General features: G+C 71.3%; 19 protein-coding genes and 1 pseudogene. 13 read left to right on the top strand and 7 right to left on the bottom strand.

Annotation, left to right across the window (positions count from 1 at the left end):
* Nucleotides 1-140: 140 nt before the first annotated feature.
* Nucleotides 141-710: an N-acetyltransferase gene (locus tag OG329_RS17720; RefSeq protein ID WP_405796250.1), complete on the bottom strand. Its 570-nt coding sequence runs from the start codon at nucleotides 708-710 to the stop codon at nucleotides 141-143.
* Nucleotides 707-1,966, bottom strand: a complete 1,260-nt coding sequence (locus OG329_RS17715; protein ID WP_405796249.1) for a Tat pathway signal protein — start codon at nucleotides 1,964-1,966, stop codon at nucleotides 707-709. The genes OG329_RS17720 and OG329_RS17715 overlap by 4 nt, the downstream gene beginning before the upstream one ends.
* A gap of 193 nt (nucleotides 1,967-2,159) precedes the next feature.
* Here OG329_RS17715 and OG329_RS17710 point away from each other — a divergent pair, with 193 nt between their 5' ends.
* From OG329_RS17710 to OG329_RS17670, 9 genes are all read left to right on the top strand, one after another.
* Entirely contained in the window at nucleotides 2,160-2,639 is a 480-nt protein-coding gene (locus OG329_RS17710; protein WP_405796248.1) for an ATP-binding protein, read from the top strand.
* A gap of 109 nt (nucleotides 2,640-2,748) precedes the next feature.
* Nucleotides 2,749-3,057 (top strand): hypothetical protein, encoded by a 309-nt coding sequence (locus tag OG329_RS17705; RefSeq protein WP_405796247.1) that lies wholly within the window; start codon nucleotides 2,749-2,751, stop codon nucleotides 3,055-3,057.
* Nucleotides 3,058-3,142: 85 nt separating this feature from the next.
* Nucleotides 3,143-4,099: an endonuclease/exonuclease/phosphatase family protein gene (locus OG329_RS17700; protein WP_405796245.1), complete on the top strand. Its 957-nt coding sequence runs from the start codon at nucleotides 3,143-3,145 to the stop codon at nucleotides 4,097-4,099.
* Nucleotides 4,100-4,322: 223 nt separating this feature from the next.
* Nucleotides 4,323-4,499, top strand: a complete 177-nt coding sequence (locus OG329_RS17695; protein ID WP_405796243.1) for an FxLD family lanthipeptide — start codon at nucleotides 4,323-4,325, stop codon at nucleotides 4,497-4,499.
* A gap of 86 nt (nucleotides 4,500-4,585) precedes the next feature.
* Complete coding sequence (locus OG329_RS17690) at nucleotides 4,586-7,657, top strand: lantibiotic dehydratase (protein WP_405796242.1); 3,072 nt, start codon at nucleotides 4,586-4,588, stop codon at nucleotides 7,655-7,657.
* Nucleotides 7,654-8,925, top strand: coding sequence for a lanthionine synthetase C family protein (locus tag OG329_RS17685; protein WP_405796240.1), 1,272 nt, complete (start codon nucleotides 7,654-7,656; stop codon nucleotides 8,923-8,925). Before OG329_RS17690 ends, OG329_RS17685 begins: the two co-directional genes overlap by 4 nt.
* 23 nt (nucleotides 8,926-8,948) lie before the next feature.
* Complete coding sequence (fxlM, locus tag OG329_RS17680) at nucleotides 8,949-11,030, top strand: methyltransferase, FxLD system (protein WP_405796238.1); 2,082 nt, start codon at nucleotides 8,949-8,951, stop codon at nucleotides 11,028-11,030.
* 110 nt (nucleotides 11,031-11,140) lie between these two features.
* Nucleotides 11,141-12,262, top strand: coding sequence for a hypothetical protein (locus OG329_RS17675; protein ID WP_405796236.1), 1,122 nt, complete (start codon nucleotides 11,141-11,143; stop codon nucleotides 12,260-12,262).
* Between the two features lie 61 nt (nucleotides 12,263-12,323).
* Nucleotides 12,324-12,707: a hypothetical protein gene (locus tag OG329_RS17670; RefSeq protein ID WP_405796235.1), complete on the top strand. Its 384-nt coding sequence runs from the start codon at nucleotides 12,324-12,326 to the stop codon at nucleotides 12,705-12,707.
* 48 nt (nucleotides 12,708-12,755) lie between these two features.
* On the opposite strand, the gene OG329_RS17665 is transcribed toward OG329_RS17670, so the two are convergent.
* Entirely contained in the window at nucleotides 12,756-12,917 is a 162-nt protein-coding gene (locus OG329_RS17665) for a hypothetical protein (protein ID WP_405796233.1), read from the bottom strand.
* A 232-nt stretch (nucleotides 12,918-13,149) separates the two neighbouring features.
* Here OG329_RS17665 and OG329_RS17660 point away from each other — a divergent pair, with 232 nt between their 5' ends.
* The 3 genes and pseudogenes from OG329_RS17660 (at nucleotide 13,150) to OG329_RS17650 (ending at nucleotide 17,912) form a co-directional block, all read left to right on the top strand.
* Entirely contained in the window at nucleotides 13,150-13,623 is a 474-nt protein-coding gene (locus tag OG329_RS17660) for an ABC transporter ATP-binding protein (protein WP_405796231.1), read from the top strand.
* A gap of 551 nt (nucleotides 13,624-14,174) precedes the next feature.
* Nucleotides 14,175-15,671: pseudogene (locus OG329_RS17655) on the top strand (S8 family serine peptidase); the annotation flags it as partial.
* A gap of 372 nt (nucleotides 15,672-16,043) precedes the next feature.
* A complete protein-coding gene (locus OG329_RS17650; protein ID WP_405801889.1) occupies nucleotides 16,044-17,912 on the top strand; it encodes a PA domain-containing protein in 1,869 nt (622 codons plus the stop codon).
* Nucleotides 17,913-17,999: 87 nt separating this feature from the next.
* Here OG329_RS17650 and OG329_RS17645 read toward each other — a convergent pair whose 3' ends face one another.
* The 3 genes from OG329_RS17645 to OG329_RS17635 form a co-directional block, all read right to left on the bottom strand.
* Nucleotides 18,000-18,959 carry a helix-turn-helix domain-containing protein gene (locus OG329_RS17645; RefSeq protein ID WP_405796229.1) on the bottom strand — a complete coding sequence of 320 codons (960 nt, stop codon included), beginning with the start codon at nucleotides 18,957-18,959 and terminating at the stop codon, nucleotides 18,000-18,002.
* A gap of 64 nt (nucleotides 18,960-19,023) precedes the next feature.
* Entirely contained in the window at nucleotides 19,024-20,343 is a 1,320-nt protein-coding gene (locus OG329_RS17640) for a DUF2254 domain-containing protein (RefSeq protein ID WP_405796227.1), read from the bottom strand.
* Complete coding sequence (locus OG329_RS17635; protein ID WP_405796225.1) at nucleotides 20,340-20,792, bottom strand: YidH family protein; 453 nt, start codon at nucleotides 20,790-20,792, stop codon at nucleotides 20,340-20,342. Before OG329_RS17635 ends, OG329_RS17640 begins: the two co-directional genes overlap by 4 nt.
* Before the next feature lie 359 nt (nucleotides 20,793-21,151).
* On the opposite strand from OG329_RS17635, the gene OG329_RS17630 reads away from it, so the two are divergent.
* The gene (locus tag OG329_RS17630) at nucleotides 21,152-22,957 is read left to right on the top strand and encodes an alkyl/aryl-sulfatase (RefSeq protein ID WP_405801887.1); all 1,806 of its coding nucleotides are present in this window, start codon (nucleotides 21,152-21,154) and stop codon (nucleotides 22,955-22,957) included.
* Between the two features lie 28 nt (nucleotides 22,958-22,985).
* On the opposite strand, the gene OG329_RS17625 is transcribed toward OG329_RS17630, so the two are convergent.
* Nucleotides 22,986-26,354 (bottom strand): ATP-binding protein, encoded by a 3,369-nt coding sequence (locus tag OG329_RS17625; protein ID WP_405796223.1) that lies wholly within the window; start codon nucleotides 26,352-26,354, stop codon nucleotides 22,986-22,988.
* Nucleotides 26,355-26,486: the final 132 nt, after the last annotated feature.

Here is a 26,486-nt window from a genome sequence, read left to right as displayed (position 1 = left end):
GTGCGGACACTTCCGTCAGCCTCCAGCCGGATCCGAACAGCCCTTGCCGGGCAGAGTAGTTCGGATTCTTCGGACAACAAGGCACATCTCGATAACCGGGGGCCGCCGTATCGGTACCTGCCCCGGCCGGTGAGCGAGGCTTACGGTCGCTGACGCAGTGGGTCCCGCATCATCGTGGCGAAGACCGGGGAGTCGGCGAACGGCTGCTGGCTGCCGACCTGTTGGTAGCCCCAGGATTCGTACACGGCCTTGAGCCGCCCGTCGGAAAGAGCGGGATTGACGAGGAGGGTGACGCGGCGCTCCTGGCGCCGCGAGAGCAGTTCCTCGTGCAGGGCGCGTGCGGTGCCCCTGCCCTGGGAGCCCCGCCAGGGTCGGCGCACAAGTACTTCGTTGAGGGCGAGGGTCCGAGTGCCGTCCTCCGTTACGTACTCGTCGGGGAGAGGCGTCCGCTCCGCCGACCACCATCCGGTGTTCTCGCCGAGCGGCACAGCGAATACATAACCGACCGGTTCCTCCCCGTGGTAGGCGATGACGGCTTCCCAGCCGGGGCGGGACGAGTATGCCGTCAGACGCTCGTCGAACCGATCACGCTGATAGAACGGTCGATCCATCAGCCCGAATTCTCCACGCACTTCTACGTGGATTCCGAGAATGAGTTCCCGGACCGCGTTCACGTCACTGATGCGACGGTGGGTGATGGTGTCGTTCATGCGGCTGCCTTCCGGTGATCGAGCCACGAGGTGGTTTCAGGGCTGTGTGGCGCCACGGACCTGAGTCGAGTGGTGAAGTCGCGCAGAAGCATGGAGACGCGACCGTGCCCGGCCATCTCAGCGGGAACAGTCCGGGCGGCGGTGACCGCCGGTTCGACTTCGCCCTGGCCGAGTTGCGCGAGAGCCAGGTTGGCGTATGTCAGAGCGCGGTTACGTTCGAGGTCGGGCCGCAGGAGGGCGAGGCATCGGTGTGCGTGAAGTTCGGCGTCTTCCCACTTCCCGAGCCGCAGGTGAGTGAAGGCGGCCGAACTGTTCAGTTCCGCTTGGTCGTAGAAGCCCATCCACGGCGGGCGGTGCTTTGTCTGGTCGGCTCGGTCGTAGCTGTCTTGCGCGAGGCCGATCGAGCGCAGCGCGCTGCGCTCGTCCCCCGCATCGGCGTGGAACGTCGCGAGCCGTGCCAGCGCCAGGGACGCGTAGAGCGGGTCGCTGCGGGTGACAGACGTCGCGCGAGCCGCTTCACCGGCGGCGATCGCGTCGGCCGGACGACCAAGGTGGCGGTACATGATTCCTGCGTGTCCCCACACCCGGAAGAGGACGTGACGGTTGTTGGCCAGGCCGGCGAGGGTGACCGCCTGGTGGAGGTACGGTTCTGCCTCGTTGAGACGCCGACCGTCGATAGCGGCCCACATGGCGCTCGCCGTGAACGCTGCCGCGACACCGTACAGCTCGGACCGGATACGGCTGGACGCGGCGTGAGAGTTCTGCAAACGCACGGTCTCCTGTGCGAGCGCGCCCGCATGCCGCTGGAGCTCCGCCGTACCTCCGTACTTGTTGTCCATGCTGACCAAGGCCGCCAACTTGGCATTCATCCGGTCCACGTCGGCCGACCCAAGTCTGCGTCGCGTGGCGGAGGGTGCGGTCAGTGAAGCGCCCGCGGCAGTGGCCGCGGCCAGGAAAGCGCGTCGATACACGGGGTCGTCCTCGGGTGCTGGGGAATCTGAGTTCTGTCTTCCCCGGGGAACGAAGCCTAACTCTGGGGCTGTTCGGCCCGTCACGCTGTGGAGCGCTGCTTTCATCAGTGCATTGGGCGACGTGTGCTCTCCTCTGAGCAGCTTGTAGATGTGGCGTTCGTTCACTGTCCCGTAGCGGCCGGTCAGGTTCTCGATTGCCCTGTTGACCAGGCACGTCAGTTCTCTCACGGACATTCCGTGCCGGTGCAGCCACGATGCGAACGCGTCGTTCCGTGATTCCTGCATGACACAACGTTAGAGCTTTCCGTCGAAGCGAAAGTTCAAGAGCAAGTCAAAACGGCAGGGGTGTTGCGGGGAACTCCAAGCCGATACGGCATCCCCACAACTCCCAGTGCGGGAGTTGTCTGAACACACGTAAGCAAACAGGCGAGGCGGGACAAGTCTCTCCCGCGCTCTCGTCTGTCGCCCGGAGGACGTGATGACGACGACAGCCGTACGCCAGTCCCAGGCGGTCCTGAGCCGCGACCGCGACGTAATGAACGAACGGATTCAGGTGCAGCCGCGCCCTGCCGGAGTGCAGCCCAGCCGTGAGGACGCTTGCCGGGTAGGCGCCATGCGCCGGATCGCGGCTGCGCGACTGCGGTACTGCGGCCTCGCCGCGTTGATCGACGAGGTGACACTGGTCGTCAGTGAGTTGGTGACCAACGCGGTGCTGCACACCCGCACGAGCGAGGTCCGCGTGACCATCGCCGTCCTGGACGGCTTCCTGGTTGTCACCGTCATCGACGGCATGCCGGGGCTCGCGACACCCAGGCGCGCGGATGAGGTCGCGGAGTCAGGACGGGGTCTCACCTTGGTGGCCGTCGTGGCGGAGGAACACGGAGGGGACTGGGGGACGAACGACACCGGCACGGAGACCTGGTGTCGCCTCGCATTACCCGCGGAGAGGCGGCCATGATCGCTTCCGCTCTCGCCCTCGACGGGAATGGTAAGCACCAACTCCCCATGGCGGCATCGTGATCGGGCCGCTTCCACACGCCCCGACAACGAGAGAGAAGCCCCGTTCCATGCGCACGGCGACCGATTCAGCGCTGGTTCCCTTCATCACTCGTGCCGCCGCCCGGCTCTGCCCTCATCTGAACGCGGGCCCCATGGTCTTCCTCACTACAACCTTCCCGTTGTACGGGGTGCACGGCACCGTCTACGGGCTCGGCGTGGACGGCGTGAAGGTCGTGGCGCAGCCTGACGGGCCGCCGCCGTACGGGCACCAGAACATGACGACGTTCCTCACCTCCCAGATGATTCGCCGCTTGAAGTCCTTCACGGTCGTCGACCTCGATGAACTGCTGAAGGAACTGGCCGCACATGCGGCATAGACCCCTGCCCGGTGGGCCCGGCTGTCGCCGAGCAGCCGCCGTCCGCCCCCAGCCCCTCCGAAAGCACATCAGGAGACGAAGAGTCATGAGCAACGAGAGAAACGGCAAGAGCGGTCGCCAAGGCCGTCGCGTCACGATCCTGTCGTGGAACTACGAGCGCAACGGTGCGGGCGATGCGTCCCAGCGACTCCGCGCCCACAAGCTGCTGGCGTCCCTCAACCCAGACCTGGTGGCACGCCAGGAGATGTGGGGGGCCGAAGCCGACGGTTCCGAGATCATGTACCAGTTGGAGGATGTTCTCGGCCTGCGAGGCTGGCTCGGGCCCCGATCGTCCACCGCGGTCTTCGCCGACCCGCGCGTGTTCCAGGCGCTGCGCGAATGGCCGTCGACCGGGCCCATGTGGGTTCTGCCACCCACCGCGCTGACGCTCCGCTTCACGCCCGCGGGCACCAGCTCCATGCCGATGGCTTTTGCCTCCTACCACCTGAACTACGCGTCGGCGGCGAACCGCCTTGCCGAGGCCGAGTGGTTGAGCGTCTGGGCCGACAAGAAGTGGACGACGCCCGACGGTGGGACAGTACGGCTGCCCGCCCTCCTCGCGGGGGACAACAACTCCTATCCGGCGCCGGTCGACGGCGATGTCCCCCTGCCGGAGCTCACCGCCATCGCAGACCTGCCTCACCGCCTGCACCGCAGCGTGGTCGGCCCGGGTGGACGACGCGTCATGGACACCCGACCGGATGACACCCTGCGCACGGCCGGTCTGGAGGATGTCGCCCGGCACTGGTCGACCGCACGAGGCGCCGGCGGCAAAGCGGCGCTGGCCCGCACGGTCAACGCCTGTGCCACCCACGGCCCGGACGCGCGGATCGACAGGATCTACGCCACCGCCGATCTGCTGGGGACGATCGTCGGCGTCGATGTGATCGAGGTCGCCGAAGAAATCTCGGACCACCACATCGTCCGCCTGACCCTCGACGCTGACGCCCTCTCGGATGTCCTCAACCGGCAGACCGAACAAACCGAACAAGCGGCAGCGTGACGGACGGCCGTCCCGGTGAATCGGTGGGTACGAACCCGACCATCGGGGCGGCGCAAGACTCCGGTCCGGGATAGGCGGCCCCTCACATCCCACTTCCAGGGCATGGCACCTCGGATCGGTGGCCGGGAACCGTCGGGCGGGCGTAGCCGGCTCCATAGGCTCCGCACGTGGGCGTCCGGCCGCACCACCATCCGCAATTCACTTCCAATGCAGAGGAGTTCGTATGAGTTCCCCGATCACTCACAGCACGCAGGTGAAGCCCCAGGACTCGGGTTCAACGTCGGATGGCTTTGACCTGGACGTCACCCTGGTCGAGGTCTCCGACACCGCCGGTCTGATCAGCCTGACGAACGACGGCTGCGGTTCCACCTGCGGAGCGTGCACCACCAACGTGGCCTGACCTGACGGCACACGTCATTCCAGGCCGGTGCCTTCGCGTCTTGCATCGCGCGAAGGCACCGGCCCCCACCTGGACCGGAGGTTGTGATGACTTCGAGCACCGCGTTCCGCGCCGGGAAGACGGCTCTCCTGCGTGCGGTCGCTCGGCCGGAACTTCCCGTGCCCCCGTGCCCCGACCTCGATGACCTGTCCCCTCGCGGCGCGGCTGCCCGGCTCGCGTGGTTGCGCGAGGTGTGGTTGGAGGAGGACGTCACCGAGGCTCTGGCGCACGCCAGCCCTGTTCTCGCTTCGCAGGTGCGCGCCCTGTGCTCGTCGGGCGACCCGGCCACGCGTGACGTACGGCGTGCCGTCGTCTCAGTAGCGCGTTACGTGCTGCGCGCCGAACACCGGGCGACTCCGTTCGGCCTGTTCGCCGGCGTGGTCCCGGCCGTCATCGGGCCCAAGGCGCGGATGCTGTGGGGCTCGGATCACACGGTTGTCGGCCGCGCGAGTGCGGAGTGGCTGACGGTGGTGGTCCAACGGCTTGAGTCGTGCCCCGAGTTGCTGGAACGTCTCCGGGTGGTCGTCAACAACACCACCGCGAAACGCGGTGACCGGCTCATCGTGCCGTACAAGTCCGACCCCCATGGTGATCGTCGGCGTGCGGTCGAGGCATCCGTGGCCCTGACCGGACCCGTGCGGGCGGTCCTGGACGCATCACGGGAGCCGATCCTCGCGGGTGTCCTCGCGGACAAGCTCTGTGCGGAGTTCCCCACGGCGGGAATCGGGAAGATCCAACGGCTCATACGAGAGCTGGTTCAGTACGAGGTACTGATCACGAACCTCCACGCACCGAGCACGGAGACCGACGCTCTGCGATATCTGCTGGACCAGCTCGACGCGATGGGCGCCGACAGGGTGACGCCGGTTGCTGATACGGTCCGCGATCTGCACGCCGTGCGGGTCGACCTCAGCGGTTGCGGCTCCCGCAGCGGCCGGGCCCGCGCCGCCGCGCGGATGCGGGCCCATGTCCCGGGCTTGAAGCGGCACCCCCTGGCTCTGGATCTTCGTCTGGACGCTCAGGTCGAGTTGCCCGAAGAGGTCGCGCAAGAGATCGAGCGTGCGGCCGGTGCCTTGGCCCGGGTGAGCGCCCACCCGTACGGAACTGCGGCGTGGAAGGCGTACCAGCAGCGGTTCTACGAGCGGTACGGCATCGGCACGATGGTGCCGCTCAACGAAGTCGTCGCCGACAGCGGCACCGGCTTTCCCCACGGGTACCCGGGCAACCAGGCCGCCGAGGACCGCACCCGCCTCTCCGTACGGGACGACACCTTGGTTCGGCTGGCTCAGGCTGCCGCTCTCGACGGATGTGAGGAGGTGGTACTCACCGATGATCTGATCGCCGCGATGGAACTGGGACCGGTGCACCCCAGGGTGCCGCCGCACCTGGAGGTCGGTGTGCGGGTGCACGCGGCCGGCGTCGAAGAACTGCGCCGAGGGCGCTTCCAACTGGAGCTTGCGAGCGTGTCCCGCGGCGCTGGGGTCACCACCGGCCGCTTCCTCGGCGTACTGGCTCCCGGGGACCGCGAGGGGCTGGCAGCGGAACTGGCCGACCTGCCGACCGCAGACGCCGGCACCATCGCCGCCCAGTTGTCGTTCCCGCCTCTGCTGTCCACAAGCGCCCACGTCACGCGTGCCCCGCAGGTGCTGCCCACGGTGATCAGCGTCCAGGAGCACCGCGCCGCAGGCGACGACGTGCTCACGCCCGACGACCTGGCGGTGGCGTGCGACGGGCGCCGCATGTATCTGGCGGCACCCGAACTGGGTTGCCGCGTCGAGGCGGTGGGGATGCACGCGCTGAACCTCACCACGCACACCCCGCCGCTCGTCCGGTTCCTCACCGAGCTGTCCCGCGCGCAGTGCGCGCAGCTCACCCTGTTCGACTGGGGCGCGGCGAGCGCGATGCCGTTCCTGCCCCGGCTGCGCTACGGGCGCACGGTGCTCGCCCCCGCCCGGTGGCTGCTGGAGGCAGCGGACTTGCCCGGCCGCGACCACCCCGACGCCCAGTGGGACACCGCCCTTGAGGAGTGGAGGGCGCGGCGACGGATGCCGCAGCGGGTCGTCCTGGCCGAGGAGGACCGGCGCCTGCACCTCGACCTTTGCCAGGCCGGACACCGCGCCCTCTTACGCCGGCATCTGAGCCGCGTCCGCCCGGCCGTTCTCGTGGAAGCTCCCGCCGCCGACGCGTACGGCTGGTCCGAAGGCCGTGCACATGAGGTCGTCATGCTGCTCAAGGCGACGCGACCGCCGGCGTGGCCGCTCCTGCCGACCCCCACACCGGCCCGCACCTTCTCCCCGGAGCAGATCCAAACCCCCGGAGTCTCTTCCCTGCTCCTGACCACGCTGTACGGCGACCGGCGCCGCCAAGACACCCTGCTCGCCCAGCATCTCCCGGTCCTGCTGGACAGGCTCGGCGGGCCGCCGTGGTGGTTCATCCGCTTCCGCGACCCCGATCAGCACTTGCGCGTGCGCATCGCCCTGTCTGATCCCGATGCCTTCGCCGAGACGACCCGCACGATCGCCACCTGGGCCGATGAACTGCGCGGCGCCGGGCTGCTGTCGGACATGCGCTTTCCCACTTCCTACCGGGAGATGGGCCGTTGGGGCTCGGGGGATGCCTGGAACGCGGCCGAGGAAGTGTTCCGCGCCGACTCGCGCGCCGTCGTCGCCCAGCTCACTCTGTCCCAACGCCCGCAGCGGCGTGCCCTGGTGGCCGCACACACCATCGCCATCGCCACCGCGTTCCTGGGCAGTACTGAGGACGGGATGCGCTGGCTGATCGACCACATTCCGCCGACCGCACCCGCAGCGGTCCCGCGTCCGCAGTTCACCGAGACCGTACGGCTGGCCGATCCGTCCGGCGACTGGGCAGCCCTGCGCGGTGCGCCCGGCGGGCACACCATCGTGGAGGCGTGGGCCGATCGGAGCGCGGCGCTCGCCGCCTACCGGCCGCACTTCCCCGGGCCGGACACCCAGGGCATCCGTCTGGACGATGTTCTCTTCTCGCTCCTGCACGTGCACTTCGTGCGGCACGTCGCGGTCGACTTCACCGAGGAAGAGATCTGCCTCTATCTCACACGTGCCGCCGCCCTGGCCTGGATGTCACGGCGGGCACGATGACCCACTCCCTCGCGCTCAAGACAGCGAACGCTGTCGCCGACCTTCTGGCCGACCCCGCCACCGCACGGATGGGACCGGACGCGTCCCTCCACCGTCAGCACCTCGCGTACGGGCCGACCGGCATTGCCCTGCTCCATATCGAGCGGGCCGCCGCCGGACTGGGGCCGTGGCAGCGCGCCCACGACTGGCTCGCCACACCCGCCCGGCAGCCGTTCACCGGCGGCCCCGACAGCCATCCCTTCTACGGCGCACCTGCCCTCGCGCACGCCATGGCCTGCGTCGCCGACCACCTCCCCGGCGCCTACCAGCGCGCTCGGGGCACCCTGGACCGGCAGTTGGGCGCCGACAACCGTCGCCGTCTGGAGGCCGCGCACCGCCGCATCGACACGGGGCGCCTGCCGGAGTACGCCGAGTTCGACACGATCCGGGGGCTTGTGGGCTACGGCGCCTCCTTTCTGCGCCGCGATCCCGCCGGTGCCGACGTGAGAGCCGTCCTCGACTACTGCGTACGCCTCACCGAGCCGCTGACCTACGGCGGTGAGGTCCTGCCGGGATGGTGGACCCTCAGCGGACCATCCGGGCGACAGGACGACCGCTTTCCGGGCGGTCACTCCAACCACGGCATGGCCCACGGCATCGGCGGCGTGCTCGCGCTGCTGGCACTTGCCGCCCGACGCGGTACCACCGTCGGCGGTCACCGCGAAGCCATCCGCACGATCCTGGCCTGGCTGGACCGCTGGCAGGAGACGACCGACCGAGGCGAAGCGTGGCCCTACTGGATTACGCGAGATGAGCTGCGCACCGGCCGTCCCGATCCGTCCCCGCCGCGACGACCGTCGTGGTGCTACGGAACCGCCGGTCTGGCCCGTGCCCGGCAACTCGCCGCGCTCGCCCTCGGCGACACCGACCGTCAGGTCCAAGCGGAGAACGCCCTCGTGTCCGCTCTCACCGACCGCGCTCAGCTCAAGGCGACCACGGACAACGGACTGTGCCACGGATTCTCCGGCCTCGCGCACATCGCGGCCCGGACCGCCGACGACGCGCACCCCTCCACCGCCGGGCAACTCCGCGCGGCAATACCGTCGCTGCTGACCGCCGCCTGCCCGGCCGGCACCGTCGCGGAGGACACGGCAAGGTCGGTCATCCAAGGCGAGCAAGCAGGACCCGGGTTCTTGAACGGCGCCGCCGGTATGGCGCTGGCGCTCCTGGCCCCTGCCACCACCGCCCCACCCCGATCCGCCTGGGACACCTGCCTCCTCATCGCCTGATTCACTGACCGAAGGACCCCACCATGCCCCCGGAACGTTGGCACCAACACAACGTGACCTTCGCCGACCGCGCGACCGGCAGGCGCGCCATCGCCGACCGCTTCGGCCCCGCCCTGCTCGCGGCCGAAGAAGACGGCCAGCTCACCGGCTGGTGGTTCATGAACAAGCAGCCCTGGCCGCTGCGGTATCGCGCGTCCGAGCCGTCCCCGCTGGTCGAGTCCCTGCTGAGCGATCTTGTCGACGTCGGCACGGTCACGTCGTGGGTTCCTGGCATCTACGAGCCGGAGACCGCTGCCTTCGGCGGGACGCAGGCCATGGACTCCGCCCACGACTTGTTCCACCTGGACAGTCGCCACCTGCTCACCTACCGGACCGGACCCGGCCGACTGGGCCGCCGGGAGACCGCCGTCCTCCTGACCAGCGCCATGATGCGGGCCGCCCGCCTGGACTGGTTCGAGCAGGGCGACGTGTGGGCGAAGGCCGCCGCACTGCGACCGGCGCCGGAGGAACTGCCGCTCGATCGGGCAGCCGCCCTGAGCACTGCGATAACGAGGCTGATGACCGTCGACACACGCAGCCTGTGCCGGCCGACCGGTCCGCTCGAAGGACACGACGAGTGGGTGGCCGCCTTCGAACAGGCCGGTACCACGCTCGCCCACCTTGCCAGCAGGGGCGGACTCACACGCGGCCTGCGGGCCGTCATCACCCACCACTTGATCTTCCACGCAAATCGCGCGGGTCTCCTCCCGGACGACCAGAGCGCCCTGTTCAACATCGCACGAGAGGCAGTCATGGGTTCGAGTGACAACACCGCGTCGTCCACCGAGGGGACGCCCGAAACCAATAGCGTCGAGGCGGTGAATACCGACACGATCGCCACCTCCGAGACTGACGCGGCGCAGCTCCGCAATGTTTTGGTCGACAAGATCCGCGAATCCGGCTATGCCCGCACTCCTGCGGTCGAGACCGCGCTGCGCACCGTGCCCCGCCACCTGTTCGTGCCCGAGGCAACACTCGAAGACGCCTACGCCAACACGGTGGTTGACGTCAAATTCGACACCGACGGCAGGTCCATCTCCTGCGCCTCACAACCCGAAATCGTCGCGCTCATGCTGGACCAATTGGAAGCCCAGCCTGGTGAACGCATTCTCGAACTCGGCGCCGGCACCGGCTACAACGCCGCGCTCCTCGCTCACCTCGTCGGCGAGACCGGCCACGTCACCACCATCGACGTGGACGACGACCTCGTGGAAGGCGCCCGCGCGCACCTGGTCTCCGCCGGGTTCACCAACGTCGAGGCGCTGACCCGCGACGGCGCCCTCGGCCACGCCGAAGGCGCGCCCTACGACCGGATCATCGCCACCGTCGGCGCGCACGGCGTCCCCCACGCCTGGATGCGGCAACTCGCTCCCGGCGGAAGACTCTTGGTTCCCCAGCGGCTCAAGGGCAGCGTGGCCCGCTCCATCGCCTACGAGGAGCGCGACGGCCGCTGGACCAGCGTCAGCAGCATGATGAACACCTTCATGCCGCTACGAAAGGGCATCGCCGACGACGACCTCCCTGTTATCCCGCTCAGCACCGACGGCACCGTACGGCTCCAGACCTCCGCCGGGCGGCCCGTCGACGCCGCGGCGCTGGCCGGAGTGCTCGAGGGGCCGCGCACCGAGGAGTGGACCGGGATGATGGTCCGCGCCATGGAGTCGCCGGAGTGGATGGAGCTGTTCGTCTCCTGCTCCCTGCCCGGCGGCCTGATGCGGATGCTGTTCCCGAAGGACGCCAAGGGGACGCTACTCACGCAGGACCCCTACCCGTCCTCAACCGCGGTTGTCGACAAGGGCGCTGTTACCTACCTCGCCCGCCGACTGTCGGAGAAGAGAACCCCCGAGGGCGCCAAGCTCTGGGAGTTCGGTGTCATCGGCCACGGCCCCGGCAGTGACGAGCTGACCGCGCGGGTCGCGGACGCAATCCGCACCTGGGACCGCGAGTACCGCGATCGTGAGGCCACGTTCGAGATCGAGCCCCTCGACGCTCCGGCCGTCGAGCGGGCCCCCGGCCTGTTCGCTCTCGACACCCCGCTGAACCGCATCGTCGTCGACTGGCGCTGACGTCCGCCCGGCTGTGAAGAAGGCGGTGCCCGTCGCGTGGCCGACGGGCACCACCACCATCGGCTCGCCCTTGCTTCATCCCGTCTCACCCGTTGCTCCTGGGGGTACGCATGGACCCGCTCGGCTCGACAGCAAGACGCTTTCCGCTCGTTGCCCGATTCCGGCCGGCCTGCTTGCCGCTGCATGCCCGCGTGAGGGCTCTGGTTGAACTCGCCGCGAAGGCGGTGAAGCAAGGCGACCAGGGCGTTGCCTCCTCCGTCTTCAACCAGGCCGCGCTTGTCGCCTCAGACATCGACCTGCCCGACCTCGCCCGCACCATGTGCCACCGGCACGCCGAGGCGTACCTCCCGGCCTGCCCCCTTCCGGCCATGAGCGCCATCCGGGGGCTGGAGCCCTTGGTCAACCTCGCGCGCTTGCAGATCCGCGCCGGCCACAACGACGACGGCCGCCAACGACTCCTGGACCTGTACGAAGCCGTCGGCGCGCGCCGGGCCGCCGTATTCGAGAGCATCACCGTGCCCGCGAACCTCACCCGTAATGACGAAGACCGACGGGAAGTTCACGCCTGGTTGTGGCGCGTGGTGCTCGCCGACGGCACGCGCAGCCTCACCACCGCGGGCCGGTGGCCCGAGGCCCTGGCACACATCGAGCAGCACCGCGGCGTGGGCACACGGATGCTCGACGGTCGCCAAGTCGCGGTAGTCGCAGCCCTCACCGCTGGCGATGCCGAACGCGCTTTGGAGCTTCTGACCAGCACTGCTCCGGGCGATCCGTGGGAACAGGCTGTCACCGTATGCCTGACCGCTCTGTGTCGCCGCGACGCAGGTCGGGACCTCGACGCCTGCGCGAGCGAACTGGTGAGCAGCTACCTCAACCACGATGCCCAACCAGGGCTGACCGTCTTCGACATTCGCCTCGGCCTGACGGTCTTGGATGCGGTGGGCCCCCAACACTCCGACGTACAGCGACTTCTCGCGAATCTGCTCCGACGGACAACGGACACGCTCGACGGATACGCGGCCCGCGAAATCCTGGCGCACGCTGATTTCAGCACGCTCATCACAGACAACCAGGCTCAGGATTGCCGGAACCTGGTCCGGTCATGTGGACTGGGTAGCGGTGCCTTCCCTGGCGACCTGTCCACAGACCTGTCCGCCGCGCTCGACTCCAGCGAAGCGGTGATCAGTCGCTCTCTGGGCACAGCGACGAGTTCGCACGCGGCAACGGGTTGAGCGAATGGCCTCATCAGAGGCAGGTGCACCGCCCGGTACTGGGCGCGGGCAGACTACTCACATGCAGCTCCCCGCCGAAGCCGTAGCCACCGCAGTATTCCTGGAGGTCGTAAGGATCTCCGGACTCCCGACAGAGCGCGATGCCCCGTATCCCGGCAGGGTGGGCGCCCGCTGGATCGGGAGCGAGGCAGTCGGCGTCCTGGCCTTGATCGAGAGCTTGCCCGGCAGCGAGCAGCACCGCTGCGGCTTCTCGCCGGGCTGGAGCGTCCGGGCGTACGCGGACACTCTCGGCCTGGCGCTGTTCGAGGCGGCGTTCTGCTTTGGCTGCCATGAAGTCCGCATGCAGGGAACCGCCGTGCCGCCCGCACTGGCCACGCAGTTCTTCGACGTGAACGCCCCGCAGGCGAAAGCCCTCCTGGCCCTCTTCCGCGAGGCGGCGCCGTAGCCGGTCGGCCCGGTCACCGTCAGAAGAAGCTCGGCGTGTGATGCACCGTCACATTCCTGCCGGCTCCTGGCTTCGCTGGGCCGCCGTCACGAGGCGGGTGGAGCAGTCGGGGGCCGTGGTGTCCGGGAGGACGGCGTGTGTGGTGCCGCTGTGGGCGACCGCCACGCCGAGTCCGCCCGCCTCCTCGCAGATACGCACCATCGGATCCAACGCCCATTCGTGGCGCAGGACTTGATCCGTCCGGGCGCTCCATGAAGGTCGTCCTGAACGGCCTTTCCGGTATGGCGCGTTGTCGGGCGAGATCTGGCGGCCGGTGACTTTAACCGAGGGCTTAAGGTCCTGTTCCCCGCCGCCGTACCGTCCCTAGGCTCACCGCGTGCCGCCGTCTGCGGCGATCGCGGTCTTCTCGATGTACCCCCGCCGACCTGCCGAAGGACAACCCATGACCGGGACACAGGACCCGCAGTCCGAGCCGGTGGTCCGGCTCTCGGCTGTGACCAAGTACTACGGCGGATCGAAGAACCGGGTGACCGCGCTCGACGGCGTGAGTATCGATCTGGCACGGGGGACCTTCACTGCGGTGATGGGGCCCTCCGGTTCGGGCAAGAGCACCTTCCTGCACTGTGCGGCCGGGCTCGACAAGCCGACGTCGGGGACGGTGGTCCTGGACGGCGTGGACATCGGCCCGCTCAAGGAGCGCCCGCTGACCAGACTGCGCCGCGAACGCATCGGCTTCATCTTCCAGGCGTTCAACCTGCTCCCCGCCCTCACCGTGGTGGACAACGTGACGCTGCCCCTGCGGCTCGCCGGCACCCGTCCCAAGCGCGACGCGGTGGCCGACGTCCTGGAGCAGGTCGGTCTGAGCCCGTCGGCCATCAACACCCGCCCGCGCGCCTCGCATTCGGCCTCCAGATAGGCGAGCAACTGCTCCCAGTACGGTGCCACCGCGGCCCGCCAGATCCGTGACAGATCGTCCGTCGCCGCGCGGACGGGCACCGGCCGACGCCGCGCCCGAGCAGTCCGCGGGCGAAGGCCGACTCCACCAGCGGTCCCGCGGTGATCTTCAGCCGGACGCGGGCGAGGTCGGCGACGGTGAAGTGGATTCTCTGCATGGGGCCGCCTTCGTGGTCGAGCCCGGGAGCGGGTGGGAGCCACAACGTCCGGGGATTCAGGGCGACTTGCCGGTCGGCGTGACGAGGAGGTCGTCCGGTGCGGGCCGGCGCAGCGCGGCGGCCGTCCCAGGAGACGCCCTCCAGCCGCTCCTCGCCGACCTCGCGCTCGAGTTCGTCCGAGGTGCCCGGTCGGTCGTCGTACCGGCACTTCGGTACTCCCTGTCCGTGCTGACAGAACACTGAGCTGTCACTGACGTGCGGCGGCGACGGGGGTCGCGGTCCGGTTTCCGCCATGTCGGATGTTCGCCACCCGATATGACTGTGCAACCCCCGTCCCGCCCGTTAGACCCGTTCCATGAGATCCATAACCAACCGCCGGTCGCTGCCGGCCGCCACCGCGCTGACCATGGCACTGACCATGGCGCCCCTCGGATGGGCGGGGGTGCCGGCCGCGGCGGCGGACCCCTCCGTGGCCGCCTCGGCGAATTCGGCGAGTGCTCCCGAGGGCGAGTCGTACGACATCACTCTGGTCACCGGTGATGTCGTCCACTACACCGATCTGCCCGCCGGCAACGACATCGTGACGGTCGACCCCGCCGACCCGGACACCGGCGGCGTGCAGGTGAGCACCCAGGGCGACCACACCTTTGTGGTGCCGACGCGGGCCATGCCGCTGCTGGCCGCCGACAGGCTCGACCCGCGTCTGTTCGACGTCACCGCTCTGGTGGCGATGGGGTACGACGACGCCCGCCACGCGTCCGTGCCGCTGATCGCGACGGCCTCGGCGCAGGGACCGCAGGGACCGCAGGGGTCGCAGGGGTCGCAGGGACGGTCCGCCCGGCCCCCTCAGGTACCCGAGGGCGCGACGAAGGTCCGTACGCTCAGCTCCGTCGACGCGATCGCGCTGCACACGGACAAGGACGACGCGCGGACGTTCTGGCAGGACGTCGCGCCCGGCGAGGCGCCGCGCACGCTCGCGGGCGGTATCGGCAAGCTGTGGCTCGACGGGCGGGTGACGGCCTCGCTCGCCGACGACACCGCGCAGATCAATGCGGACGACGCCTGGCGGAAGGGCTACGACGGAACGGGTGTGAGGGTCGCGGTCCTCGACACCGGCGCCGATCTCGACCACCCCGACCTCGTCGGCCAGGTCGACGCGTCGAAGAGTTTCGTCGCCGGTCAGGGCGTGGACGACGGCAACGGTCACGGCACGCATGTCGCCTCCACCGTCGCGGGCACCGGAGCCGCCTCGGACGGCAAGGAGAAGGGCGCCGCCCCCGGCGCGCGGCTGCTGGTCGGCAAGGTGCTCGGCGACTCGGGTTCGGGCGCCGACTCCGACGCGATCGCCGGCATGGAGTGGGCCAAGGAACAGGGCGCCGACATCGTGTCGATGAGCCTGGGCTCCAGCGTCCCGTCCGACGGCGACGACCCCATGTCGCAGGCCGTGAACACGCTGTCGGCCGACGGCGGTCCGCTGTACGTGATCGCCGCGGGCAACGCCTACGACCCGGGGACCATCGGCGCCCCGGGAGCCGCCGCGGCCGCGCTGACCGTGGCCGCCGTCGACAAGGACGACGAGCGGGCGGGCTTCTCCAGCCAGGGCCCGCTGTCCGGCGGCCACGGGCTGAAGCCGGACGTCGCGGCGCCCGGGGTGGACGTCACCGCCGCCGCCTAGCAGTCGGTACCGGGCTGGACCGGCGGCCCCTACCGGACCATGAGCGGTACGTCGATGGCCACGCCGCTCGTCTCGGGCGCCGCCGCGATCCTGAAGCAGCGTCACCCCGACTGGAGCGGTGAACGCGTCAAGGACGCGCTGATGACCACCTCGCGGCGGACGGCGCAGACGCCGTACGAGGTCGGCACCGGCCGGGTCGACGTGGCCGCCGCCGTGGACACCACGGTCGAGGCGACCGGTTCGGTGGCGGTCGCCGCCTACAACTGGCCGAACGCCGGCGCGAAGCCGGCCGTCCGCACGATCACCTACCGCAACAACGGTGCCACCGGCATCACCCTCGACCTCACCACGGGCGCCGACGACGACCTCTACACGCTGTCGGCGGCGCGGGTGTCCGTCCCGGCGGATGACACCGCCGAGGTCACGCTGACCCTCGACCCCACCGGGGCCGAGCCGGGGACCACCTTCTCCGGACAGGTCACCGCGACCGACGCGGCCTCCGGCGACACGGTCGCGCACACCGGCTTCGCCCTGTTCAAGGAGCGGGAGATGTACGACTACACGGTCAAGGTGAGGGACCGTGAAGGCAAGCCCACCACGGACTCGGTCGTCCTCTACGACCCCGCCGCCGAGCAGCCCACCTACCTGGACGTCACCGGGGAGATCACGCTGCGCCTGCCGCCGGGCCGCTATTCCTCCTCGTCGTACACGGACATCCCCGGCGACGACCCCGACTCGCTCGGCAAGGCACTCCTTCTCGCCCCCGAGGTCCGGCTCGACGCGGACCACCCGAAGGCGACCGCCACGCTGGACGCGAGCACCGCGCGCAAGGCGCAAGTGACACCGGAGCGGGAGAGCGAGACGACCATGGCGGTCTTCGGCCTCTCGCGTGACTACGCCGATCCCGCGGACCACGACTGGTCCACCTCCATGCTCCTGTCGGCCGCGTACGACTCCGTCTATCTGACGCCGACCGAGAAGGCCGCGGACGGTTCGACCGACGCGTTCCTGCACTGGCGGATGCGGCAGAAGGCGCTCGACGCGCGGACCGGCAGCGGACACGACGTCACGCTTCTCGCCCAGCCGAAGACCACCTTCCACGACGGAACCCGCACCCTGGAGACCGTGTACGCGGGCCGGGGCGCCGCCGCCGACTACGCGGGGCTCGACGCGCGCGGCAGAGCCGTGGTGATCGACCGCGACGACACCGTCGCCGCGAGCGCGCGGGCGAAGGCGGCCGTCGACGCCGGGGCCGCGATGCTGCTCGTCGTCAACGACCGCCCCGGGCGCCTCAACCAGACCTACGCCGGCAGCGGTGAGGTCACCGTCGCCTCCGTGGGGCACGACGCGGGCGCGCGCCTGATCGCCGAGGCCAGATCCGGCCACGGCAGCCTGCGGGTCACCCAGCGGCAGTACCCGCAGTACACGTACGACATGGTGCAGAAGTTCGAGGGAAGCGTCACGGCCGAGGCGCTGCGCCACCAGCCGCGTGACAAGGACCTGGCCCGGGTGGACAACAGCTTCTACGCGGCGCCCGGCACGCTCGGCGTCGGCGGGCGCTACTTCGTCCCGGCCTGGGGCCCGGCACTCGGCGGCGACGCGTACGAGCGCTACGGCCGCACCGTCACCGAGTACGTCACCCCGCGGACGGCGGGCCTCGGCACCTGGTGGGAGCAGCACGAGGGGTTGGGCGACGCGGCGGGCTACCGCGAGAGCGGCCACATGACGTCGTACGCGGCCGGACGGCCCTACGACGGCGCGTGGTTCAAGCCGGTCCAGGCCCCGCGGCTGGGTGAGGGATACGCCGCGTACCAGATGAGCGCCGGCGCGCTGCACTGGAACATCCCGATGCTGTCGGGCGGCGACGACGGCCACATCGGGTGGGGCGGCCCCGCGCGGACGGAGCTGTACCGGGGTGACACGCGGGTGGCGGCGTTCAACGCGCGGGCCGGCCGGGCGTCCAGCCTGACCGCGGGCCCGTACAAGCTCGTGGCGACCGCGGAGCGTTCGGTCGCCGGCTGGGGCACGTCGACGCGTACGAGCACCACGTGGGGCTTCGACTACGAGCCGCTGCCGACCGTCCCGGCGTCGCGCGCTGATCTGCCGCTGCTGAATCTGGGGTACGACGTCGACACGGATCTCCAGGGCTCGGCGCGGGCCGGTAAACGCCTCGAGGTCGAACTGAGCGCGGCCACGTTCCCCGGTTCGGTGACAGCGGACGCCGCCACGCTCCAGGTGTCGTACGACGACGGGGTGACCTGGCGGGACGCCAAGCTGAAGCGGACCGGCGACGGACGGTGGACCACGACGGTGAGCACGCCGCGCGACGCGCGTGCGGTGTCGCTGCGCGCCGCCGCCACGGCGCCCGGCGGACTGTCCGTCCAGCAGGACGTCATCAGGGCGCTCACGCTGCGCTGAGAGCGGGGGAGCGGGGAGCGGGGGGCGGGAGACGGGGGGCGGGGGCGGGCCGGGCGACCGGCCCGCCCCCGGCCGGATCCCGGCGCGTCAGATCCAGCCCCGGTCCCTGGCGTACCAGCCCAGTTGGAGACGTGTCGTCGCACCGGCCCTGGCCATGAGCGCGTGGAGCCTGCGCTGAACGGTGCGTACGGACATCCCCGCCTGTCCGGCCACCGCCGTGTCCGTCAGACCGGCCAGCAGCAGCCGCAGGATGTGCGCGTCGGCGGCGTCGATGTCCGCGTGCGCCCGCGTCTGGTAAGGGCGGGCACCCTCCCACACCTGCTCGAACAACTCCCGTGCCACATGGGCGAGTCCGCCGCGCAGCACCACGGCCGGGACCACGTCGGCGCCGCGTCCGTGCAGCGGCAGCATCGCCACGGCGCCGTCGCACAGGATCAGCTTGTAGGGGACCTCGGTGACGGTGCGTACCTGCACACCGTCGGCGAGGGACTGCGCCACATGGTCCGCCGCGCCCCGCTCGGCCAGGAACCCCTGGTCGATGACGGCTCGCACCCGTACGTCGCGGGAGATGGCCGTCACCTCCGCGCTGTCCGCCGGGGTGACCGCGCGGGGCGTGCCGGCCGAGAAGATGTCGATGGTGGCGCGGGCGGAGAGCTGGAGCTGGAGGTAGCGGGTGCGGATCGCGTCGACGCCCTCGACGATCTCCACGAGTTCGCGCTGGGCCCGGTCGGCGGTCGCCACGCGGTATGTCTCCGCGAGCCGCGCCACGGAGAGTTCGGCACGGTGCAGGCGCTCGCGGTGGGCGGCGAGTTCGGCCCCGAGGGCGACGGTGGGGGGTGCCGCCGCGTAACGCAGGCCGTCGGCCACCAGGACGACCAGGCCCCTGTCCACCAACGCGCGCAGCGCGGTGTCCGTCCGCCCGACCGGCAGCGCGACCGTGTCGGCCAACTCGGCGCGGTCCGACGAAGGGAGCCCTATCAGCACCTCGTAGACGGCGTTCTCGTCCGCCGTGAGTCCCAGATCCTCCAGGCCCACCGTGGCTCCCACCTCCGCTCTCCACGCGCTGAACCGGCGTGCCCGCAGTGTCGCAGGTCGCTTGGGCGGGCCCGCCTCAGACCGGCGCCGGTCCGCCCAGGCCCTGCGGGTCGGGGGTGGTGGCCGTGCGGGTCATCGAGGGGTCGGGCAGGGCGTGGGCGGTGCGGTCGAGGACGGCGCGGTACGGGGCGAGGGTGGCGGCGCGGGACGGGGGGAGGGCGCGGGCGACGGTGTCGAGCAGGGCGCGCAGCCGGCGCTGGACCTGGAGCGAATCGGCGCCGTAGGCAAGGATCTCGGCGAGGGAGAGGTCCAGGAGCGCGTCCCAGTCGGGGCGGGGGACGGTGACGCGGACGGTGCCGGCCCGGTCGCGTACGGACGCGTGGGCGAGCGGGCGGGTGGCGAGCCGCAGCAGGGCCGCCTCGATCTGGTCGAGGGCCTGGACGGCTGTCGTCGGGTCGTTGACGGCGGGCGACAGGGCCCGGATCGCGACATCGACCAGGAGGCGCAGCCCGTAGGCGGGGTCGTGGTCGATGCGCCGCGAGGGGCCGAGGCGTACGGCGCGGACCAGGCGTCGGGCATCGGCCTCGGGGAGCGTCGCGGGCGGTGCCACGGGCGTGACGCGCAGGAGGGGCGTACCCGGTTCGACGAAGCCGCCGACGGCCGTCAGGCAGATGACCCGGACATCGTTGCGGCCCGCGATCGCCGCGACGGCCGGGCCGTTGACGTACTGGACGACTCCGCCGCCTGCCGCCGTGAGTACGGTGTCGCCGGGCCGGTGCCCGGCCGGTGGTGTGGTGGCGGCCGGTTCCGGCGGGTGGGTGTCGAGCCAGGTGTGGTCGAGGGCCGCGTGCAGCCGCTGGCCCACGGTGCGTACGAGACCGCCGCCGGTGATGACCTCACGCAGTCCGGCGAGGGTGCCCAGGATCATCCCGGTGGACAGCACGACGAGGACGATGGCCAGCGTGACGGACAGATGCGGCACATGCTCGTCGCCGACCTGCGCCAGCACGACCAGGGCGTAGACGGCCGTGCCGGTGAGGGCGCCGAACAGCACCAGCGAGCGTTCGAAGTAGCCCAGGATTCCGGCGAGTCGGGGGGACATGCTCTGCACGGACTGGACGACCAGGGTGACCGCCGTCAGGACGAACCCGGTGAGGGTGATGATGCCCGCGGCGATCGCGCCGAGGGTGGCCTGGGCGGCGGCCGGGGCATAGGACAGGCCGCCGAGTTGGTGGTTCCGTTCCGCGTGCGGCAGCCACCAGCCGAGCAGGGCACCGCCCGCGACGAGCGCGACGGCCAGGCCACGGTTGGGCCAGGCCGCCCGGGGCGAGCGGCTGGGACGGCGCCGCACCCGCGCGGACAGCGGGTTCCGCCACCCGCCGCCGCCCCTGCTCATGACGCGAGGACGATGACCGCGAGGACGAAACCGACGAGCACCAGCAGCGCCGCCGTGAGCGAGACCGGGCTGACGTTGCGGCCCAGGGGCCGCTGGTGGCGCATCCGGGCCTGGCGTACGCGCCACTGGAGGTATCCGGCGACCGTGACACCGCCCGCCAGCGCGATGAGATACGTGGCCAGCCCCAGACGCAGTTCGCGGGGAGTGATGTCGGTGAGCTTGACGACCACGAAAGCGGCGGCCAGCAGCGCCAGCGCGGTACGTGACCAGGCCAGCAGAGTGCGCTCGTTGGCCATGGTGGCCCGGTAGTCGGGCTCCTCGCCCCGCTGCCACCAGGGCCCGCCCGCCGGCGGCTCGGGGCCGTCCTTCGAGCCGGAGCCGGAGCCGGAGCCGGAACCGGAACCGGAGCCGGAGGACGAACGCGCGGCCGGGTCCTTGTCGTCGGGCATCAGCGCTCCCCCGGCGCGGTCAGGGTCACGATCCGTCCCGCCATGGCGCCTCCTTCGTCCGGACGCTCCCCACGCTCGGTGAGCGCGCCCGACGCCGCTACCCGGCGGGCCCACGCGGGTGATCCCCCCCCCACCGGGGCCGGGCCACGCGCGGGCCCCTGAATGGAGCAGGTGCACTCGTGGAACGCGACCGGCCGTCAGAAGGTGGAGACGGTCGTGCCGCCCCGCGCCCGGCCCCATCTCCGCCGGCAAGGGAGACCACGTTGTCCCAGCACACCGAGCCCCGGCCCGCGCAGTCGGCGATCGCGGACGCCAACGCCGCGCTCAAGACGCGCCTGCCGTTCGACGACACGCAGGACATGGAGGACGCCAGGCGCGGCTTCATGGGAACGGCGTCGGACAACCTGATCACCGACAGCGGCGGACGCGCCGTATGGGATCTGAACGCGTACGGATTCCTGGACCGGGACTGCCCGGACACCGCCAACCCGAGCCTGTGGCGGCAGAGCCGGCTCTGCGCCGACCACGGTCTGTTCGAGGTGACGGACGGTATCTATCAGATCCGCGGCTTCGACCTGTCCAACATGACGCTCGTCGAGGGCGAACGCGGCATCCTGGTCATCGACCCGCTGCTGACCGCCGAGACCGCGACCGCCGGTCTCGCCCTGTACCGCGCCCACCGGGGCGACCGCCCCGTGACGGGCGTGCTGTACACGCACAGCCACGTCGACCACTTCGGGGGCGTACGCGGAGTGGTCACCGACCAGGACATCGCCGACGGCGTGCCGGTCCTCGCGCCGCAGGGCTTCCTGGACCACGCGGTCAGCGAGAACGTCTACGCCGGTACGGCCATGAGCCGGCGCTCCGCCTATATGTACGGCGCGGCGCTGCCCAAGGGCGAACGCGGCCAGATCGGCGCGGGACTGGGCCTCACGGTGTCCACCGGTGCAGTCGGCCTGATCCCGCCGACGCTCGACATCACCCACACCGGCCAGAGCGAGAGTGTCGACGGCATCCGTATGGTCTTCCAGCTCACCCCCGGCACCGAGGCCCCCGCCGAGCTGAACATCCACTTCCCCGACCGCTCCGCCCTGTGCATGGCCGAGAACGCCACCCACAACCAGCACAATCTGCTCACCCTGCGCGGCGCCGAGGTCCGCGACCCCAGGATCTGGGCCCAGTACCTCACCGAGGCGATCAACCTGTTCGCCGGCGCCTCGGACGTCGCGTTCGCCTCCCACCACTGGCCGACGTGGGGCCGCGAGCGGCTGACCCGCTTCCTGTCCGAGCAGCGCGATCTGTACGCCTATCTGCACGACCAGACGCTGCGCATGCTCAACCAGGGGCTGACCGGCCCGGAGATCGCCGAGGCCATGCGGATGCCGCCCGCCCTCGAACGCGCCTGGCACACCCACGGCTACTACGGCTCCGTCAGCCACAACACCAAGGCGATCTACCAGCGTTACCTGGGCTGGTTCGACGGCAACCCGGCCCATCTGTGGGAGCATCCCCCGACCGAGGCCGCCCGCCGGTACGTGGAGTTCATGGGCGGCGCCGACGACGTCGTACGCCGGGCCCGACAGTCCTTCGCCGACGGCGACTTCCGATGGGTGGTCCAGGTCGTCAACCACGTCCTGTTCGCCGACCCGAAACACGCCGACGCCCGCACGCTCCAGGCCGACGCGCTGGAACAGCTCGGCTACGGAAGCGAGAACGGCACCTGGCGCAACTTCTATCTGACCGGCACCCATGAACTGCGCCACGGTTCGGTCGGCACGCCCACCGACACCACGCCCCCCGACCTGCTCGCCGCCCTGACGCTGGACCAGCTCTTCGACGCCGCGGCGATCCGGGTGGACGGCCCGCACGCCTGGGACGCGGACATCGCCGTCAAGTGGAACCTCAAGGGCCAGGACCCCATCACCCTGCGCCTGCACAACGGTGTCCTCACCCACACCACCGGCAGCGGGCCGGCCGTGGCCGATCCGCAGGTCGAGATCGCCCTGGCGGAGTCGGACCTGCGCGCCCTGCTGCTGGGTACGGTGAGCCCCGCCGACCTGGCGCGACGTCCCGGCGTGAAGATCACCGGCGACGCGGGCAAACTGACCGAACTCCTCGGCCATCTCACCGACCCCGACCCGGACTTCGCCATCGTCACGCCCTGACCGGCCGACCGGGGCGACCTGCCGGCCGTCACCCGCTCCGGTGTTCTTCCGGGGCATCGCCGACCAGCGCGCGGGCCTCGGTCACCCGGCGCGCTCCCGCCGGGTAGGGCAGCGCCTCGGCCAACGACCCGGCCCGTGCCAGCTCGGCTTCTCCCTGCGTCGTACGGCCGAGCCGGGACAGGGACGCGCCGAGGGCTATCCGTGCCTCGACCTCGGCGAGGCGTTCTCCGGTACGTACGGTCCGCTCCACCTCGCCGCGCGCACGGCGCACCGCCGACTCGGCCTGTCCCGACAGCAGTTCGCACCAGGCCACCACCACCGGGGCGTCGTCGGCGAAGCCGCCGAGCGCGTCGAGGGCGTCGTCCGGGCGGGACGCGGACAGGGCGAGTTCGGCGCGTGCCGTACGTACCTCGAACTCCGCCTGCCAGTCCCGCGGTCCGGCGGTGAACGGCCCCGCGCGGTCCAGCAGGGCCGTCGCGCCCGAGGCGTCGCCCGTACCCGACCGCACACGGGCCAGGGTCGCCAGGGCGTAGGGGAGGCACCAGACGGCGTCCGTCTCGGCGACCGCGACCGCCGCCTCGGCGAGCGGGCGGGCCGTGTCCGGCTCCCCGAGCAGCAGCCACAGTTCGGCGAGGTTCGCCCGCTCGAACGCGGCGGCGGTGGGATCGCCCGACCGCTCGGCGAGGTCCAGGGCGCGCTGTCCGATGGTGACGGCCTCCCGCAGCCGCCCGGCGCGCCGGGCGTTCTCCCGTACGGTCGACAGAACCGTCCCCAGGAGCGTCGGATCGCCGCACGCCTCGGCGGGCGCGAGGGCCTGATCGCCCGCCCCGCGTGCCTCGTCGAGACGGCCGGCCAGGCCCAGATTGGTGGCCTGGAGCGCGTAGGCGCGAGCCACCAGGCCCTTCCCCGACGTACCGGGCACCTGGCGCGCGGCCGACAGGGCGCGCCGGGCGGTCGCGTATCCGTCCTCGTGCCCGCCCAGGGCCCCTTGGATGACCGACAGCGCGAGGAAGTGGGCCGCGGCCGGCTCCGCCGCCGTCCGCGCGGTCACCGGGTGCGTACGCAGCACGTCACCTCCGGCCTCCGGGACGCCCGTGCGCAGCAGTGTCTCGGCAAGACGCGCCGCCGCCAGGACCGCGTCGTCGTGGTCGCCGCGCCGGGAGAACTCCGCGAGCGCGACGCGCAGCACCTCGGCCGCCCGCGTGAAGTCACCCATGCGGCGCAGCACTTGGGCGTGGGCGAGCCGGGCGCGAGCCGCGTCCACGTCGAGCCGCGCCACCAGGTCACGGTAGTAGCGGTCGGCGGTGTCGTTGGCGTACAGAGCGGCGGCGCGTTCGGCGGCCCGGCGCAGATACTCCGCGGCACGCGGGTCGTCGGCGCGTGCGAAGTGCGAGGCGAGGGCGTCGACGGCGTCGGGGCGCCGGCGCAGCACCGCCTGCGCGAACGCGGTGTGCAACTGTCTGCGGCGTACGGAACTCAACTGCTCGTAGCAGGTGAGACGGACCAGGGGGTGCCGGAAGGCGAGACCCGCCTCGGGGCGCCCGGCCACCACGACCTGCCGCTCCTCGATGAGCGCGGCGCTCAGGGCCCGGTCCAGGGCGTCGGTCGCGGCGGCGGCGGGGACCGCCGGGCGCAGCCCGTGCGCGGCCACGTCGTACAGCTCGGACAGGGCCACCTCACCGCCCGCGACGGACACGGCCTCGACCACGCGCCGGGTGTCCCGGTCGAGCCGCAGCAGGCGCTCGCCCACCAACTGGCGCACCCCTTCCGGCGCGTCCTTCGTGTCCTTGCCGGCGGGGGCACGCGCCAGCTCGACGGCGAACAGCGGGTTCCCGAGGGAGAGTTCCCACACCCGCTCGCCCCCGGCGCCTTCGTCGTGCCCGCCCCCGCCCCCGTCGCCGACATCGCGCGCGACGGCCAGACACGCCTCCCGGTCCAGGCGCCCCAACTCCTCGCGTACGGCCAGAGCGTGGCGCACCAGCGACGCCAGACCCGCCCGGCGCGGATCCGCCTCGGGCAGCTCCTCCTCGCGGCAGGTCACCAGAAAGCGCAGCCGCGTTCCCCCCGTGGCCGCCGACCGGCGCGCCAGATGGCTCAGCAACTGGAACGAGCCGATGTCGGCGGCGTGCAGATCGTCCAGGACCAGCAGGACCGGGCTGGTGGCGGCGAGATCGCCGAGCAGCGCCGCCGTCGCCCGGAACAGCCGGTCACGTTCCTCCTCGGGGCTGCGCCCGGTGCCCTGGACCAACTCCCCGAGCGAGGGCAGGAACGTCGCCAGTTCGGGGTGTTCGGCCCCGACGCGCGCCCGCTCCGCGGCGTCCCGCTCCGCCATCCACCCGTCCAGGACCTCCGCGAAAGCCCCGTACGGTGTGTGCCCCTCAGCGTCGTGCCCCCCGCCCCACAGCACGACGGTGCCCCGGACGGCGGCCCGCCGCGCCACCTCGCCGGCCAGCCGGGTCTTGCCCACGCCCGCCTCCCCGGTGAGGAGCGTGACCGGAGGGCCGCCGGTGCCGAGCAGCTTCTTCAGCAGCGCGTCGCGACCACGCAGCGGTGTCGCGGCGGGCCTGCGCAGGGGCGGGGGCAGTGCGGGGGCGGACGCCGGGGGAGCGGGTACGGCCGCCAGGGCGGCCCGGTGCAGCCGCTCCGTCCCGGGTCCCGGCCGTACGCCCAACTCCTTGTCGAGCGCGTCCCGGCACACCTGGTACTGCCGCACGGCACGCCGTCGCAGCCCCTGAAGCAGATAGATCTCCATGAGGAGTTGGTGTGCCCGTTCCTCCGCCGGACCGACCGCGAGGACCTGTTCGGCCAGGGCTACGGCGTCCTGGGCGGCGCCGCGCCGAAGATGCGCGGCCCCGAGCGCGAGCAGCAACTCCTGCCGCAGCGCGGCCAGTCGGTCGCGAGGCGGCTGCGCCCAGGTCGCGTAACGGTCCTCGGGCAGCAGCTCGTCGGAGAACCGGGCGAGCGCGGCGGCCAGCGCGTCGGCGTCACCCGAGGCGAGCGCGGCCCTGGCCGCCCGCTCCGCGTGCTCGGCGTCGATCCACACCGTGGCCGGGTCGAGCATCAGCAGCGACCCTTCGGAGATGAGGTACGACGACGCCGTACGCGGCGCGAGTTCGGGCTCCAGGGCGCGGCGCGCGGCGTGCAGCGTGACGCGCAGGCTGACGGCGGCGGCCCTCGGGTCCGCGCCCGGCCAGCAGATGTCCATGGCCTGGTCGCGGTGGAGCCGGTGGTGCGGGGCGACCGCGAGAAGCTTCACCAGGGTCCGGGCGCTCGGCCGCGACCACCGCTCGGCGAGCGGCGGTCCCTCGTCGCGCTCCGCGCGAAAGCCACCGAACAGACGCAGACGGAGCAGGGGCGCCGTGCTGTCGGTGCTGGAGGACGAGGGCCGGGGCTTCATGAGAAGCGCCACTGTAATCGAACACGTTATGGAAGCCCCGGGCCACGGCCTGGGCCACGGCCCGGGTCATGCCCCGGGTCACGCCCCGGCGGGCGCCGGTTGTCACACCGGCCCCCGCCAGGACGCGCCGTA

The organism is Streptomyces sp. NBC_01506 (assembly GCF_045040295.1).
GTDB lineage: Bacteria > Actinomycetota > Actinomycetes > Streptomycetales > Streptomycetaceae > Streptomyces.
This window is presented reverse-complemented; position numbering and strand designations above follow the sequence as displayed.

Coding starts and splice junctions, on each gene's coding strand:
- OG329_RS17720 (WP_405796250.1), bottom strand. CDS start 710: ATGAACGACACCATCACCCACCGTCGCATCAGTGACGTGAACGCGGTC.
- OG329_RS17715 (WP_405796249.1), bottom strand. CDS start 1,966: ATGCAGGAATCACGGAACGACGCGTTCGCATCGTGGCTGCACCGGCAC.
- OG329_RS17710 (WP_405796248.1), top strand. CDS start 2,160: ATGACGACGACAGCCGTACGCCAGTCCCAGGCGGTCCTGAGCCGCGAC.
- OG329_RS17705 (WP_405796247.1), top strand. CDS start 2,749: ATGCGCACGGCGACCGATTCAGCGCTGGTTCCCTTCATCACTCGTGCC.
- OG329_RS17700 (WP_405796245.1), top strand. CDS start 3,143: ATGAGCAACGAGAGAAACGGCAAGAGCGGTCGCCAAGGCCGTCGCGTC.
- OG329_RS17695 (WP_405796243.1), top strand. CDS start 4,323: ATGAGTTCCCCGATCACTCACAGCACGCAGGTGAAGCCCCAGGACTCG.
- OG329_RS17690 (WP_405796242.1), top strand. CDS start 4,586: ATGACTTCGAGCACCGCGTTCCGCGCCGGGAAGACGGCTCTCCTGCGT.
- OG329_RS17685 (WP_405796240.1), top strand. CDS start 7,654: ATGACCCACTCCCTCGCGCTCAAGACAGCGAACGCTGTCGCCGACCTT.
- fxlM (WP_405796238.1), top strand. CDS start 8,949: ATGCCCCCGGAACGTTGGCACCAACACAACGTGACCTTCGCCGACCGC.
- OG329_RS17675 (WP_405796236.1), top strand. CDS start 11,141: ATGGACCCGCTCGGCTCGACAGCAAGACGCTTTCCGCTCGTTGCCCGA.
- OG329_RS17670 (WP_405796235.1), top strand. CDS start 12,324: ATGCAGCTCCCCGCCGAAGCCGTAGCCACCGCAGTATTCCTGGAGGTC.
- OG329_RS17660 (WP_405796231.1), top strand. CDS start 13,150: ATGACCGGGACACAGGACCCGCAGTCCGAGCCGGTGGTCCGGCTCTCG.
- OG329_RS17650 (WP_405801889.1), top strand. CDS start 16,044: ATGTACGACTACACGGTCAAGGTGAGGGACCGTGAAGGCAAGCCCACC.
- OG329_RS17640 (WP_405796227.1), bottom strand. CDS start 20,343: ATGAGCAGGGGCGGCGGCGGGTGGCGGAACCCGCTGTCCGCGCGGGTG.
- OG329_RS17635 (WP_405796225.1), bottom strand. CDS start 20,792: ATGCCCGACGACAAGGACCCGGCCGCGCGTTCGTCCTCCGGCTCCGGT.
- OG329_RS17630 (WP_405801887.1), top strand. CDS start 21,152: ATGGAGGACGCCAGGCGCGGCTTCATGGGAACGGCGTCGGACAACCTG.
- OG329_RS17625 (WP_405796223.1), bottom strand. CDS start 26,354: ATGAAGCCCCGGCCCTCGTCCTCCAGCACCGACAGCACGGCGCCCCTG.